The sequence below is a fragment of the Mesorhizobium sp. RCAM 05099 genome (assembly GCF_059683685.1).
The window spans coordinates 1682172-1696351 of sequence record NZ_CM185035.1; the positions used below are offsets into that span (position 1 = coordinate 1682172).

Sequence of the window (14180 nt, forward strand, 5' to 3'; positions counted from 1 at the left end):
GAGGAATGATCCGCGCGCCGGAAAGCCAAATGGGTTTCTCGTATTGGCGTGTCCGCAACGTTCAAACGCTTGGCGACGAGTGACGTTCCTCATCCGTTGCTCGAACGTCGAGATATGGCGGTCCGTTCTGGTCTGGTTCGGCGTTGCCAGCATATGCGCGGCTGAGTGCAAATCGTCTGTCTGCAAGCCCTTCCCAAACCGCGCGGAAATTGGCTGGAGAAGTGCTCGGGCCGCCTCGTGCCGCGAGCACCTGACAGGGAGGCAAGGTCGACAGCGGTCCGCAACTCCCATGCCAGCGCTCCCTGACGATTGCTGAGCTCCAACGACAGGCGAACAGAGCTCCGCGTCTTCGTCTGGATCAGGGCGCGGAGCCGCGAGAAACAGGCTGCCCTTCACGCGCAGCAGCTCCTGCATCCAGCAAAGATCGCCGCTTATCTCGGCTTGCTGGATCGTCTCCTCGATAGGTGAAAATGCTTCCGCGGCTTGGCCCGTCGCTGCAAGGCCCTGAACGAACGAGATGTTGAGCGGTGTGGTGAGCAGTTCGTAGGGAGCGGCGTGAAGCTCGGCGAGGCAGGATCAAAGGCTCTCGACACCGCTGCGTGGTCGCAGGCGCCGTTTGCAGGCCGAATGCGTGGTTCGATCGCCGAGGGAAGCCTTCAAGGAACGCATTGTCGTCCGGGACATTGAGGAAACAGCGCAGCCCGCGCGTTCAACCTCAAGGAATTCCCGGCATGGCGAAGCAAGTATCAAAATCGGCCACGATCCACGATCAGAAACTGAACCGCGGCGAAGGTGGGGAATTGCACCAGGTCGCAGCCGGCTCGACGCCGGTGCTTACGACCGCACAGGGCGGGCCGGTCTCCGACGACCAGAACTCGCTCAAGATCGGCGCCCGTGGCCCGACAACACTCGAGGACTTCCACTTCCGCGAAAAAATCTTCCATTTCGATCACGAACGCATTCCCGAACGCGTCGTCCACGCGCGTGGCTACGGTGCCCACGGCTACTTTGAAACCTATGAATCGCTGGCGAAATACACGCGGGCCGATATTTTCCAGCGCGCTGGTGAGAAGACGCCGGCTTTTGTCCGCTTCTCGACGGTTGCCGGCAACAAGGGCTCCGCCGACCTCGCGCGGGACGTGCGTGGCTTCGCCGTAAAGCTCTACACCAAGGAGGGCAACTGGGACATTGTCGGCAACAACATCCCGGTGTTCTTCATCCAGGATGCGATCAAGTTTCCCGACCTGATCCATGCCGCGAAGGCGGAGCCGAACAGCGACTTCCCGCAGGCGCAGACCGCGCATGACAATTTCTGGGATTTCATTTCGCTCACCCCCGAAAGCATGCACATGATCATGTGGGCGATGTCCGACCGGGCCATACCACGCTCACTGCGCTTTATGGAAGGTTTTGGTGTCCATACGTTCCGGCTGCTCAACGCCAAGGACGAGTCGACCTTCGTGAAGTTTCTGTGGAAGCCAAAGCTTGGCCTCCAGTCGGTTGCCTGGAACGAGGCGGTCAAGATCAACGGTGCCGACCCCGACTTCCATCGTCGCGACCTATGGGACGCGATTCATGCCGGCAACTTCCCGGAGTGGGAGCTGCAGCTCCAACTCTTCGACCAGGCCTTCGCCGACAGTTTCGACTTCGACATCCTCGATCCGACGAAACTCATTCCCGAGGAGGTGCTGCCGCCGATCGCGGTCGGTCGCCTGGTGCTCGATCGCATGCCCGACAATTTCTTCGCCGAGACCGAGCAGGTCGCATTCATGACGCAGAACGTGCCGCCCGGCGTCGACTTCTCCAATGATCCGCTGCTGCAGGGGCGGAATTTCTCCTATCTCGACACGCAGATCAAACGGCTCGGAAGCACCAACTTCACCCACCTTCCGATCAATGCACCGAAGTGCCCTTTCCACAACTTCCAGCAGGATGGGCATATGGCAATGCGCAATCCGGTCGGCCGCGCCAACTATCAGCCGAATTCATGGGATGAAGGCCCGCGTGAATCGCCGGCCAAGGGGTTCCGGTCGTTCGCTGAAGTCGAAGCCGAGCCCAAGGCGCGGTTGCGGTCGGAAACCTTTGCCGACCACTACAGTCAGGCGCGCCAGTTCTACATCAGCCAGCAGCCCGTGGAGCAAGACCACATCGCCTCGGCGCTGACATTCGAACTGAGCAAGGTGCGAACTCCGGTCATCCGCGAGCGTATCGTGTCCCACCTTCTGAACATCGATGACGGGCTGGCCGGCAAGGTGGCGGATGCGCTAGGCTTGAAAGCGATGCCGAAGCCGGCCGATGCGGCTGTGCCGACGCGCCGGGACCTCGGTGCTATGGACTCGCTCAGCATTCTCAAGAACGGCCCCGGTCGTTTCGAGGGCCGCAAGCTCGGAATTCTGGTGACCGACGGAACGGACGCCGGCTTGCTGAAGGCGATCGTGCAGGCGCTGACCAAAGCCGGCGCAAGCTTCGAGATCATCGCGCCAAAGGTCGGCGGCGCCACGGCGAGCGACGGGAGCTGGATCGACGCACAGCAGATGATATCAGGCGGACCTTCGGTGCTCTACGACGCGGTCGCACTGTTGCCGGCAAAGCCGGCAATGGCCGACCTGTTGAAGGAATCGACGGCCCGCGACTTTGTCGCGGACGCCTTCGCGCATTGCAAATTCATCGGCTTCGTCGAGGCGGCAGCGCCGCTGCTGGCGAAGGCGGGCGTGGTCGAGGATGAGGCGGTTGTCCGGCTCGCGTCGGTCAAGGATGTCGCGGGATTTGTCACCAGGCTTGGCGAACTGCGCTGGTGGGCACGTGAGCCAAAGGTCAAGCTGGGCTAGCCCTGCAATCGGATTTGGCTGTGCTCACTGCCCACCTGGCACAGCCAAATCCAGCCGTGCCGGGGGCGAGATAGACGCCCTCGCCGACATCGGAGGGGTGAAGGACTGCCATCGTCCAGCCGATCGTTCTCAAATGATCGACGCCAGGCTGCACAGGCTGCATAAGAGTGGCGGCCCCCGTTTCGCCGCGCGGTAGACGCGCCAGATGTGTTGGAGTTATATCACCGGAGGCCCCATTGGTCTCCCACCCAGAACGGTTCCCTCGATCGCCAATTCGACACCCTTCAGCCGACGAGACGTAACGCGGCAATCCGGCGACGGGCTGTTGCGTCGACGAAACCTGAGCCAGAGGGCACCTCAATCCGCAATCTTGCCCAGAGTGTCGGCAACCACTGCACCGCGCTCCCCCATCGGCCGCGCCGGGCCCGTGGTGGAGTCCACTGCCGTCTGATGTTCCATCTCGGCATTGACTGCGGCTCCAGCGATGAGAATGATGACTGAAATCCACGTCCACATCATCAAACCGACGACCGCGCCAAGCGATCCGTACGTTGCGTTGTAATTGGCAAAATGCTGCAGATAGAACGAGAAGAGCCATGAAGCTGAGATCCACACCGCCGTCGCAATGAGAGCGCCCCAGCTCAGCCACCGCCATTTCGCACGCTCCCGACTTGGACCGAAGCGGTAGAGCAGGGAGATGCCGGTCAGCATCGCGCCCACCAATATTGGCCAGCGAGACACCGCAACGAGCGCTTCCGTCCACCCATCCAGGTAGAAGTAGCGCAGCAATGCAGGAACAACGCCCACCGTCAGCAACAGGACGATGCCGATCATCAAGGCTCCGACCGTGAACAGGATCGACATCAGGTTGAGGGTGATGAAGCTGCGCTTCTCGCGTTCCTCATAAGCTATGTTCATGGCGTCGAAGAGCGCCTTCATGCCGCTGTTGGCACTCCACAGGGCGATGCCGAGGCCGACGAAAAAGCCGGTCCCGAGAGCGCCCGGCTTCTGGCTGGCCAATGCCTGCAACTGGCCGCGAATGAGATCGAGGCCGCCCGATGGCAGCAATCCGCCGAGATAGGCGACATGATCTGCGACAGTGATAGGATCCGCGACAAAACCATAAATCGAAATGAACGCCGCCAGGGCCGGGAACAGCGCCAGCAACAGATAGAAGGTGGCGCCGGCCGCGACCAGCAGAACCCGGTCCTTGTTGAACTCTTCCCACAGCCGCCAGAAAATATCTTTCCAGCCGAGCGCCGGGATCTGCGATGGCCAGGCCGCGTCGCGCCCACGCTCGCCTTGCTCAGATTTCAGGCTGGCCTTACTGGCCTCTGTGGTTGATGCAGCGCGACTGGCCGCTTCTCCATCGATCAAGGAGGAGCGGTTGCCGGGCGGCTGCTGGTTCTGCGTTACCTTCGAGGCCACTGGTCGCGCCTTACTCATCTGCGCGTGCAGACAGGACGCCGGCAGAGCGGCCATCGCGACAAAGGCCTTTTTGGGCCGGCCAAGAGGTCTTGCCTTCGCCTCGCGCGCTGCTGGCAGCAATTCGCGTGCGGACGGATGGTGCATCCTGTGTCTGGCGCGCGACCAGTCGACCGGAAACTCGCATGCGTCGTTGACCGATGGGATCGGGCAGCGCATTGGCGCATTCGCGCGGGCGCACCTTGCCCGATGTCTTGAACACTAAGTCATTCATCGCCCGCCGCCTGACGTCCTCGAACCTGTCCCCGAAGCGTGACTGACAACGCGGGTGCGTGACACCTGTTCCCCTGACGTTGAATCCGCCCGCCTGGCTGATGGACCAGCAAACGGGGATGACAATAATTATCGCCAACCCAGTGCATCTTTGGGGGCGGACGGGCGTTTGAGAATAAGTCCATCAACGCGGTGAGTTCCATGAATGCGTCGACCGAGGATCCAAAGGGCGAGGCGGACCTGTCCGAAGATGCCGACCTCATGGTCAACCGAACCGCGCATTTTGTCGGAGACTGGATCGAGGAGCACGTACTCGAGAAGCCCACCATCGTGCCGGTTGGTGTCGACGCCGCGGAAGAACTGGCCAGCCAATGCATTGCGGATGCCAACGATAAAGGCATCGCCGCTGAAGACATTTGGGATGAGGTAGGCGACCTGAAGGAGTACATCGCAAAGGCAATCGACGAGGAGATTGACCCGGCGGTTTCTACCCATACCCAAGAGAGCCAAAGGTCATAACAAGAGCGGACTGCCTCTACCTGCGTGTTGCCGGCGGGCGTGGGGGCGCTAGCCTTCGGCCTTGAAATTCTTTGCCTTTTCGGCGGCCTTCTTCTTGTCGTCGCCATGCTCGCGCAACAAATCCTTCGCCTGCTTCGGCGATACGTCCGTCGTCTCTGCGAGATGCATCGCCTCGCGATACGTATCCTGGGCTTTGTTCTGGTCCTTCGGCATCGGTGATATCTCCGGTTGTGTGAAGAACAACAAGGAACTCGCAGGACGGTTCCCCCAATGTCGACCCGCCAGGTTCATGGAAATGAAACTGGCTCAGCAGGGCAGTTCGCTTTCAGCCGACCAAGAACACCCGGCAAGGCGGGGTGGAACGCGTTTCCTTCTTCACTTAGGCGCTTTCTTCCTAGCGGCTTGCGGGTTTTGCCCGGTGGCAGCGGAGGTTCTTGCGTCCTTGGAGTGTGCCGCGAGGGCGGGCCCCGCGCCTGTCGCCTTGCGCATGTCTCCCGTTTCCTTCTTGTGATCCGCTCTTCTGCCGGTCAGACCCGAAAACACCTTGCTGAAAAAACCCATTTCGTCCTCCTGAATGTCCGATGCGCGCCCTCGCGACGCTCAATCCATGAAGCTCCTCCCAAGACTTTGGTTCCTTCGGACAGTCGATGCCAAGCTCGGCCAGCGCTTCGTGCCCTGGTTGCCTGACCCAACGTAAGCTTGTTATTGTGCAGTGCAGCAACGATGTTGCCTGAACGTGCATTGTGCGCGGTTTCGCCACCCTGGCGGTCAAGGATCTCGATTTGCGAAACATCTCAGACACAATCACCCGCCTGACCGCAATGCGGGGCCGAACGGTTCTTTCACCGCAACGCCACGACGACCGCTTGTCCGACATAGCTGGTTTCGGATCCAATCCCGGTGCCTTGGGTGCGCGCTCATACGTTCCTGAGAATCTCACGCGTGGCGCTGCGTTGGTTGTCGTCCTGCATGGCTGCACGCAGACCGCTGATGGATACGATCATGGATCCGGGTGGTCGAAGCTGGCGGCCGAACAGGGGTTTGCGCTGCTCTTTCCGGAGCAGCAGCGTGGCAACAATCCCAATCTCTGCTTCAACTGGTTCGTGCCCGAAGATGTAACACGCGACCGCGGCGAAGCGCTCTCCATCCGCCAGATGATCGAAGCCATGGTGACAAGGCATGGCCTCGACCGCCGGCGCGTTTTCATCACCGGGCTCTCCGCCGGGGGAGCGATGGCAACGGCAATGCTGGCGACATACCCTGACGTGTTCGCCGGCGGAGCGATTATTGCAGGACTTGCCTATGGCAGCGCATCGACGATCCCCCAGGCTTTCGATCGCATGCGCGGCCATGGCGGCCCATCGAAGACTGGGCTCCAGCAGCGCTTGAGCGCCGCGTCCCCGCACGAAGGGGTTTGGCCAAAGATCTCGATCTGGCAGGGCACGGCCGACAATACTGTGGCGTCTTCCAATGCCGGTTCCATCCTTGCCCAGTGGCAAGGCGTACACGGCGTGGACGCCGGCCCAACGCGAAAAGAGACGGTCGATGGGCACATGCGACAGGTGTGGTGCGATGCCGATGGCAACGAACTGATCGAAACATACACCATCGCTGGCATGGGCCATGGCACACCCTTGAAGACGTCGGGTGATGATGGCCTGGGCGTCGCAGCGCCATTCATGCTGGATGTAGGAATATCATCAACACGCCGGATCGCTGGCTTCTGGGGACTTACCGATGCCAGTGAGCCTGATCTCGAGAAGGCCCCGAGACGACCCGCATCGGGAACGGCTCTGCTCCCTTATACGCCGGCTGAAAATGTCCGGGCAGCGCGCGTCGCGCAACCGCAGCCCGACCGTCGGGCGGACTCGGTCAAAAGTGTTTCCAAGGTGATAGAGGACGCTTTGCGCGCAGCGGGGCTGATGCGTTAGCCGGGATGTCCCCGGCCGTCGGGAACGTACTGCGCATGCAACGAAACCTCCCGGACGAAGTTCGAAGTTTCGACCGGGAGGTCTTATCAACTAGACTCGATTGACGTCGTGGCCGCGGTCGCGCCCGATTTCATTTGCCGGGTAGCTTTCCGCGTCAGCATCAAAGCCGGTCCAGCCGCCGGCCTGATATTCGCCTCTGCGGTCTTCCAGATTTACGGACTTGGATTGGCTCAGAATCCGTTCGGCATTGGGAGCCAACTGTTCGTCGACCTTGGCCGTTACCAATGTGCCGCCGCGACGCACTCCCTCGGCATAGACATGGGCATCGTCTTCCGTGACGCCGGAATCCGTGAGAGCGCCGACGAGCCCCCCTGCGGCGCCCCCGACGACTGCACCACCGACAGCACCAACCGCGGTGGCAGCCAGCCACCCAGCGGCCACGACCGGGCCAACACCAGGTATGGCCATCAAGCCAAGCCCTGCCAGCAGTCCGCCAGCTCCGCCGATCGCGGCGCCAAGGCCTGCGCCACCGGCGGCATCGTCTGCAGCCTTGGAGCCATCGCGATGGACGCGGTCTTTCGCGTTGTTGGCGACGATGCTGATATCCGAGTGCGGAACACCGCTGGCCTCAAGTTTGGCGACGGCGCTAGAGGCATCATCGTAGTTGTCGAAAAGTCCGGTTACCGTTTTCATGCTTTGGTCTCCTTGATCGTTGTTTTACTTGGTTCCGGCAACGACGTTGCCCTTGTAGTCCAGTGCCACGGTGGTGCTCTTGCCGTCCTTGTTCGCCTGTCCGCGCCAGATGCCTTGATCGTCCTTTGTCAGCTTCGAGACATCCGAGAAGCCCGCATCCTGGATGCGGCCTTTGGCCTGGTCCTCGGTGAAGCTGTTCGCGCCGGACAGGGGAGGGGTCGCATCGGGCGTGTCGCCGACCGTAACTTTCGGCGTCTCTGAACTCGACGTCTTGGTGTCGAGGGCCGCCGCGATTTTTTCGATCATGTCCTTGTGTGCCTTGAGTGTCGGCACGGTCTCCTGGGCGAACGTCTTCAGCTCGGCGTTGTCGCCGTCCTTGGCATAGCTCTCGAACAGCGTCACGGCGTCGGAATGGGCATCGCGTTGCATCTGGACGTACGATCCGTCGAAGGGATCCTTGCCATTTTGCAGAGCGTCCAGATCGGCTTTGTGCTTGGCATCCAGTTGCGTCGGCACTTTCAGCTTCTGCTCGCCGGCGATCGTTTCCAGCTTGGCATTGGCCGCGCCATGATCTTCAATCATCTTGTGCGCGAAGTCCTTGACGCCTGGATCCTGTGCTTTGGCTTCGGCGATCTTGCTCGAATCGACTTCGAACATTCCGCCTGCGGCGGCCTTGTCGACAAAGTCTTGCGCGCTGTCGGCGGCGAAGCTGGGCAGTGCGAAAGCCATGGCTGTGGCTGTGGCCAGCGAGGCCAGCATTAGGCGAGTTTTCATTCGATCGTTCCTTGTTTAGGCACACATGTGCTGTCGAACTAATCTGCGCCCATCGCCTTTGTTCCAGGCGATTGGCGATAAACAGGGCTGGATATTTTTCGCGTGCGGCCTAGTCCCGGCGATACCCGTTGGATCGAACCGGGCGCAGCGCCATGGCGGGTGACGGGCAACCATCAACGGGCTTCGCTGTCGGGGGAACCATTGAAAATCCACGGCGTTACGCAGTCCCTAAGGGTATCAAAAAGGGGGCAGCGTGATCCGGGACGATGCAACACCAATAGCTGGCCTTGCCCGTCTCCTTTGCTGGCCAACGACCGGCAGTCAGGGAATGTCCCAATGGACGGGGAACTCGCAGCGCGCGGGGCTGTTATCGGTCATCACACTGGAGAACCGAAAATGTCTGGCAATGAAAACCATCGCGAAACTGGAGCAACGAAATATCCCGCCAAGACAGGCGCCGACCCGTCGGATGCATTTTCCCAGGATGCGGCTGGCAACAAGAAGCCCAGGAGCGGGATTGGACTGACGCGGCCCACCGATGAAGTGAACGACAAGACGCATCAGTCAGATGGGCAAGATTCAGCGAGTCGGGGAACCTCGAGCAGCGGAAAAAGTGCTCGGCCATGAATGTCGCCAATCTTCAGCTCGAGGGGGTGATGATGGCACTCGCCTCGATCAACAATTTGCTGGTCCACAAAGGCCTGCTTTCGATCGACGATATCGACGCCGCCCTGCAAAAGGCGCAGGCCTCCGTCAGGGGTGACGAGCGGACCTATGAAGATATGTCGCCAGCCAATCGCGACGCGATCTGCTTCCCGATACGGCTCTTACAGATCGCAAACAGCGCACAAGGCGAAGCGGACATCCCGTCATTTTCGGAACTGGCGAAAATGGTTGGACAAACGAAAGAGCCTCACCACGATCAGATGTGATGGCCCTTGTGGCGGCGGCCTGCATTGTTCTCGACAATGCCGGCTTCGCCATCTGTGAGTGACGGACTGTGACGGCATTGCTACAGCTTTTTCGAAGCCGCGCGTTTATGGTGGGGTTGGGTTGGGGCATTTCATGATCAAAGTTTTCTATGCATCCGTTGCTCTTGCGGCTCTTGTCGCGCCAGCAAATGCGCAAGAGGTCAACTGGACCGGCTACTATGCGGGTGCCGAAGTCGGGGCAGGATTTTCACACCCGGGTTTTGATGGCGGTTTCGCCGTAAGCGGCTCGGACTTCAACGAGAACGCATTTGTCGGTGGTGTTTTTGTCGGTCACGATTGGCAGTCTGGCCAGTTTGTATACGGTGGCGTGGCGAGCCTCGACTTCCTCGGCTTTCATGACCAGACGGCAATAGACCCACTGTTCGGCGGCAAGACCAATTCCTATACCTATGATCTGGACTGGGTCGCATCGGCGCGTGCACGCGCGGGTTTCCTGGCTTCGGACCAACTGTTGCTCTACGGCACGGCAGGTGTCGCGGTCACCCGTGTTGAAGCGTCGGCGGATTTCGCGTTCGGCGGGACCGAAACGGTGAACAAGACGCTTGTTGGTGGCGCATTCGGCGCTGGCGCGGAATATGTCTTCGCACCGAACTGGTCATTCAAAATGGAGTATGTCGAGTACCTTTTTGACAAGGTGGAGGTCGCCAACTCCATTGACTTCAAACCGAGATTCGGAACCTTGAACTTCGGAATTTCGTACCGGTTCTAAGTCTGCTTACGACCATACGACCTAGCTATTTCGCGCACGAAGTTTCGCCTCAGGTCCGGTCCCTCGAAAACGGGAAGTTTTGCCACCGCACGTACCCGGTTTTTGAACTCGTCAAGCGTAAGCGCGAAGATCAACTGATCCAGTCGCTCGCCAGTTTTGGAATCGAGCCTGTGCGCGAGCAGTTCGCCTTCCTGGCGCAGCATCCCAAGCCGACATGCGGCCACCGCTGCCTGATTGCGGGCGAGCGGCTCGAACATCAATTTCTCCACCCCACGTTCAACGAACATGTGCCAGATCGCGATGCGCGTCGCCTCGAACGAAACCTGAAGCCGTCGATGTGCCGCGTCACCGACTATCAGGTGTAGCGACCCAATGCGGTGGCGAGGATCAATTTCCGTCATGATCAAGCCGATCGGCTCGTCGTCATCGAGAGTGCGGATCGCCAGCAAGTTACGCCGCACGTTGTCGAAACTTCCGACATAGGCGCGAAACGATTCGAGGCCCAGCGGTGCAGCGGTCATGTTCAATCCTGCTGCGACGGCGGGATCGGCCAACCAGCGTGCGAAGCGCTCATTGACTTCGCCTGGCCGCAAGGTGCGAATTCGACAGCTTTCGCCGGATCGCTCGACGAGGACCGGCTTCTGGGTTGGGGCTGCCGGTGGAAAATTCAGGCGCTGGCCGGCCTGAGGCATTTTGGGCATTTGCGGACTCACTCCGAACTCAAACTTGCACCGGTTGCAAAATCTTATGACTGGTGGCGCGACGGCCGCCAGGCGAGGGCCTACATTTCGTTCGATGGGGCGTCAGAATATCCAGCCGGATTATTATCTCCATTGCATCCTCAGCCGCCAGTGAAAAGGGCGACGCGCCTGGCGGGTATGCCGCCGATGGGCGCAAGCGGAAGCTAGGTTCTGGCAGGTATCTGATTTGATCTGACGGGCCGCCGCGGCCGACAGCAGGAACAAGGGTGTCCGTCTGGAACCTCGCGCCTCGCAACGCGTTTCCTGGCGTCCCGTTCGTGGATCAGCCCGGACATCTCTCCAGGCGCTGTGATAACCAGGAGCCCGCTTCATGCACGACAAGCTGTTTCATTCACCGGTCGCACTGACCGTCGGCCTCGGCTTCAAGCGCGAGATTGCCTCGCTGGCTGAGATGCACGATTTCCTGACCGAGTGGACGACCTCCCGCCGAGGTCCGCTTTACCGCAACGCGGTGCAGGGGTGTGACCTCGCCATTCCGGGCTATGTCACCATCGAGCAGGCGCGCCATGCGCTGGTCGAATTTGCGCAAGCAGCCGGCATCCTCTGGCCGGATATCGAACCGGTGGTCGGCGCCCGCGCCGTCGCCCGCGGCTATGGCGGCTACGCCGCATGAGGATTGATGCCGCTTCCTTCCGTGGTGGCTAACTCAGCCGCCACGAAAGGCCCGGCTTGGCCTTGTAGGGTCGGGATTTCACGTTGAGACCCACAAATAGCCCGCAGCAACCCCGTGGTTGGGTCGATGAAGTTGGCCGTGCGCCTTGCGCGGCAATCAACCGCGCCGGCGCCCCGGCTCGCGGGCCGTGGACGCGGGCTCGTCCGCCTGTTGCGCGGCAAGGCGCAGCGCTTTCAGCTTGGCCGTCTTTTCTTCACGGGCCGCGCGCTCGGCGGCGATCACGATCTGCGATTCTCGCTTGGCGCGTTCGTCGCGCTCGGTGTCGACCTTCGCACGTTTCATTTGCCGCTGCCCCTTTCGGCCCGAATATCGAAATCAATGCTCCTGCCGCGCTCGACGGCGAGCTCAGCCACGAGGGTCACCAATTCCTGGTCGGAGAGGGCGCAGTCGGGCATCGCCGATTTCAGCGCCTGCAACGCATGCTTCGTCGATATCGGCGTCGCCAGAGTTCTTCTGCTGTCGACATATTGTACCGCGATCTGCCGGTACGTCATTTTCGGGAACATCGTCATCTCAATGCATCCTCCTGCCGGGATGGTGCGGCAGCGTGGCAGCATTGGCGATTACAAATGATGGCTGGCTCAATTTCGTCCCGACATGGGCTGAGAAATTCTCAGTCGCACCATTGCGTGGAGATGACCAGCGATGCCACGAGGACGCGATTTCCGCTCTCGTCCCGCACCTCGAGGGTAATGGCAGCGCCGTCGCCGTCGAGCATCTCGTCGCGGATGATGTCGGGCAGGATGCGGATCGCCTCGCGCCGCAGCCGCTCGGGCGTATCGAACAGCTGTCCTTCTTCGTCGACCGTGAGGCCGTCGCGACTGTGGAGATCCATGAAATATCTTGGCATCTACGCACTGGACCCGACTTGATGGAACGTTGAGTGTTTCAACCTTCAATCTGCAAACCGGGTTGTTGTTCCATCAGCGGTGGCATTGGCCGGCGAACAAGCGCACTCTAACAAATGTTAATGCCCATCATCGTCCGAAGGCCTAGTGCACCCGAAGCCGCTCCCGGCTTGCGACACACTTGGCGATCGGGCCTCAGGCCTCTTCGCTGGAGATTGCGGTGCTTGAACCCCTGTATCTGAACCTCGGTCAGCACGACGCCCTTTCCGATGCCGAAAAAGCGCTGCTGGCCAGCGCGATGACTTTCGAGAGGCATTTTGCCATCGGGCAGGATATCGTCGCTTCCGGATCGCGGCCGACCTACTCGACGTTGATTCTCGACGGGCTGGCGGCACGCTACAAGGTGCTCGAAAATGGCGGCCGGCAGTTCACCTCATTGCAGGTGCCGGGCGACTTCGTCGACCTCCACGCCTTCCTGCTGAAGACCATGGATCATGGCATCGTCGCGCTGTCGCCCTGTCACGTCATCTTCGCCGACCACAGCAGGCTTCGCGCGATCACGGAGGAGGCGCCACACCTCACCAGGCTCTTGTGGCTGGACACGCTGGTCGATGGCGCCATCCATCGCGAATGGATCGTTGCGATGGGACGACGCTCCAAGACATCGCACCTCGCCCATCTCGTCTGCGAGCTGTTCGTGCGGCTGCAGGTGGTCGAACGCACAAATGGCATGAGCTTCCATTTGCCGTTGTCGCAAGCTGAACTGGCCGACGTGCTCGGTCTCTCGGTCGTGCATATGAACCGCGTCATCGGCGCCTTGCGCAAGGTCGGCGTCGTCAGCTGGGCAAACCATACGGTGACCATCCTCGACTGGCATCGGCTGCAGGAAATCGCCGAGTTCGATCCGACCTATCTCAGCATGATGCGTGAGCCGCGCTAACGTGTATCGCCATTCAGGCGATGCCGGCCGCAAACGCCGGGCTTCCGCTTCCGGTGCTCACGGACTTCATGTCCGCTCCGGTTCTCGAAACCCGGCATTGCGGCTCGGCCCGACCTGAATCTCAACACACCTTAGATCATTGCAGACATGGCGACCGATCCTTGCGGATCTATGCGGCCTCGGCTGCAACGTTCACGGCCGACTCCGCGATCTGCGTCAGGGCTTCGTCCGTGGCCTTCTCTTCCTTCAGTGTCGCTTCGAGAAGTGTCACCGCCTCGTTGAGGCCGAGTTCACCGGCCCAGGTCCTCAGCGTGCCATAGCGCGAAATCTCATAGTGCTCGACCGCTTGCGCGGCGGCCAGCAGCCCGGCGTCAAGGGCGGGGGATCCCTTGTACTCCTCCATGATCTCGGCGCCTTCCTCGGTGATGCCCATGATGGCGGCGCAGGTCTTGCCCGCGGGCTTCTTGCCGATGACGCCGAAGACCTTCTCCAGCCTCGCGACATGTCCCTCGGTTTCGGTGCGGTGCTTTTCAAAGGCGGCTTTCAGGTCGGCGCTTTGTGCCGCCTTGGCCATCTTGGGCAAAGTCGCCAGGATCTTCTTTTCGGCGAAATAGATGTCTTTCAGCGTGTCGTGAAACAGGTCGTCGAGCATTTTCTGTTTTGCCATTGTCATCTCCTTTGGTGGGGCCCTCAGGTCGACAATCTCGCATTGGAGGATTTGTTCCGATGCTTCTCCAAAGTGCGTTGCGCTTCGCGAAACAGCTAACCCCTTGCCAAGGCGCCTTCCATGGCCGTTGCCATCCTGCCAGCGGTA

The 14180-nt window shown here is 60.6% G+C and carries 17 protein-coding genes; 7 read left to right on the forward strand and 10 right to left on the reverse strand.

Annotated elements, in window-relative coordinates; all coding sequences use genetic code 11:
- Nucleotides 1-731: 731 nt before the first annotated feature.
- Entirely contained in the window at nucleotides 732-2828 is a 2097-nt protein-coding gene (gene katE, locus AC56QQ_RS08305; RefSeq protein ID WP_497126329.1) for a catalase, read from the forward strand.
- 357 nt (nucleotides 2829-3185) lie between these two features.
- On the opposite strand, the gene AC56QQ_RS08310 is transcribed toward katE, so the two are convergent.
- Complete coding sequence (locus AC56QQ_RS08310) at nucleotides 3186-4274, reverse strand: YihY/virulence factor BrkB family protein (RefSeq protein WP_497128909.1); 1089 nt, start codon at nucleotides 4272-4274, stop codon at nucleotides 3186-3188.
- 453 nt (nucleotides 4275-4727) lie between these two features.
- Here AC56QQ_RS08310 and AC56QQ_RS08315 point away from each other — a divergent pair, with 453 nt between their 5' ends.
- On the forward strand, nucleotides 4728-5045 hold the full coding sequence (locus tag AC56QQ_RS08315; protein ID WP_497126331.1) for a hypothetical protein: 318 nt from the start codon (nucleotides 4728-4730) through the stop codon (nucleotides 5043-5045).
- Between the two features lie 48 nt (nucleotides 5046-5093).
- Here AC56QQ_RS08315 and AC56QQ_RS08320 read toward each other — a convergent pair whose 3' ends face one another.
- Entirely contained in the window at nucleotides 5094-5258 is a 165-nt protein-coding gene (locus AC56QQ_RS08320; protein WP_497126333.1) for a hypothetical protein, read from the reverse strand.
- A gap of 162 nt (nucleotides 5259-5420) precedes the next feature.
- Nucleotides 5421-5606, reverse strand: coding sequence for a hypothetical protein (locus AC56QQ_RS08325; protein ID WP_497126335.1), 186 nt, complete (start codon nucleotides 5604-5606; stop codon nucleotides 5421-5423).
- Between the two features lie 221 nt (nucleotides 5607-5827).
- Between AC56QQ_RS08325 and AC56QQ_RS08330 the strand changes: the two genes are divergently transcribed.
- Nucleotides 5828-6976, forward strand: a complete 1149-nt coding sequence (locus AC56QQ_RS08330) for an extracellular catalytic domain type 1 short-chain-length polyhydroxyalkanoate depolymerase (RefSeq protein WP_497128912.1) — start codon at nucleotides 5828-5830, stop codon at nucleotides 6974-6976.
- 90 nt (nucleotides 6977-7066) lie between these two features.
- On the opposite strand, the gene AC56QQ_RS08335 is transcribed toward AC56QQ_RS08330, so the two are convergent.
- Together AC56QQ_RS08335 and AC56QQ_RS08340 are read right to left on the reverse strand one after the other, a co-directional pair.
- Nucleotides 7067-7669 carry a general stress protein gene (locus AC56QQ_RS08335; RefSeq protein WP_497126337.1) on the reverse strand — a complete coding sequence of 201 codons (603 nt, stop codon included), beginning with the start codon at nucleotides 7667-7669 and terminating at the stop codon, nucleotides 7067-7069.
- Nucleotides 7670-7693: 24 nt separating this feature from the next.
- Nucleotides 7694-8443 (reverse strand): DUF4142 domain-containing protein, encoded by a 750-nt coding sequence (locus tag AC56QQ_RS08340; protein ID WP_497126339.1) that lies wholly within the window; start codon nucleotides 8441-8443, stop codon nucleotides 7694-7696.
- 623 nt (nucleotides 8444-9066) lie between these two features.
- On the opposite strand from AC56QQ_RS08340, the gene AC56QQ_RS08345 reads away from it, so the two are divergent.
- Together AC56QQ_RS08345 and AC56QQ_RS08350 are read left to right on the forward strand one after the other, a co-directional pair.
- A complete protein-coding gene (locus tag AC56QQ_RS08345; protein ID WP_497126341.1) occupies nucleotides 9067-9375 on the forward strand; it encodes a hypothetical protein in 309 nt (102 codons plus the stop codon).
- Between the two features lie 133 nt (nucleotides 9376-9508).
- A complete protein-coding gene (locus AC56QQ_RS08350) occupies nucleotides 9509-10144 on the forward strand; it encodes an outer membrane protein (protein WP_497126343.1) in 636 nt (211 codons plus the stop codon).
- Here the strand turns inward: AC56QQ_RS08350 and AC56QQ_RS08355 are convergent.
- Nucleotides 10141-10845 carry a GNAT family N-acetyltransferase gene (locus AC56QQ_RS08355; RefSeq protein WP_497126345.1) on the reverse strand — a complete coding sequence of 235 codons (705 nt, stop codon included), beginning with the start codon at nucleotides 10843-10845 and terminating at the stop codon, nucleotides 10141-10143. The genes AC56QQ_RS08350 and AC56QQ_RS08355 overlap by 4 nt on opposite strands.
- 370 nt (nucleotides 10846-11215) lie before the next feature.
- Here AC56QQ_RS08355 and AC56QQ_RS08360 point away from each other — a divergent pair, with 370 nt between their 5' ends.
- On the forward strand, nucleotides 11216-11518 hold the full coding sequence (locus tag AC56QQ_RS08360) for a DUF982 domain-containing protein (protein WP_497126347.1): 303 nt from the start codon (nucleotides 11216-11218) through the stop codon (nucleotides 11516-11518).
- Between the two features lie 156 nt (nucleotides 11519-11674).
- Here AC56QQ_RS08360 and AC56QQ_RS08365 read toward each other — a convergent pair whose 3' ends face one another.
- The 3 genes from AC56QQ_RS08365 to AC56QQ_RS08375 all read right to left on the reverse strand — a co-directional run bounded on the left by AC56QQ_RS08365 (nucleotide 11675) and on the right by AC56QQ_RS08375 (nucleotide 12413).
- The gene (locus AC56QQ_RS08365; protein ID WP_091577971.1) at nucleotides 11675-11860 is read right to left on the reverse strand and encodes a hypothetical protein; all 186 of its coding nucleotides are present in this window, start codon (nucleotides 11858-11860) and stop codon (nucleotides 11675-11677) included.
- Nucleotides 11857-12090: a hypothetical protein gene (locus AC56QQ_RS08370; protein WP_497126349.1), complete on the reverse strand. Its 234-nt coding sequence runs from the start codon at nucleotides 12088-12090 to the stop codon at nucleotides 11857-11859. The genes AC56QQ_RS08365 and AC56QQ_RS08370 overlap by 4 nt, the downstream gene beginning before the upstream one ends.
- 101 nt (nucleotides 12091-12191) lie before the next feature.
- Nucleotides 12192-12413, reverse strand: coding sequence for a DUF6894 family protein (locus AC56QQ_RS08375; RefSeq protein ID WP_497126351.1), 222 nt, complete (start codon nucleotides 12411-12413; stop codon nucleotides 12192-12194).
- Between the two features lie 233 nt (nucleotides 12414-12646).
- Between AC56QQ_RS08375 and AC56QQ_RS08380 the strand changes: the two genes are divergently transcribed.
- On the forward strand, nucleotides 12647-13366 hold the full coding sequence (locus AC56QQ_RS08380; RefSeq protein WP_497126353.1) for a Crp/Fnr family transcriptional regulator: 720 nt from the start codon (nucleotides 12647-12649) through the stop codon (nucleotides 13364-13366).
- A 169-nt stretch (nucleotides 13367-13535) separates the two neighbouring features.
- Here the strand turns inward: AC56QQ_RS08380 and AC56QQ_RS08385 are convergent, their stop codons facing one another.
- Nucleotides 13536-14033: a YciE/YciF ferroxidase family protein gene (locus AC56QQ_RS08385; RefSeq protein WP_167365061.1), complete on the reverse strand. Its 498-nt coding sequence runs from the start codon at nucleotides 14031-14033 to the stop codon at nucleotides 13536-13538.
- Between the last annotated feature and the right edge of the window lie 147 nt (nucleotides 14034-14180).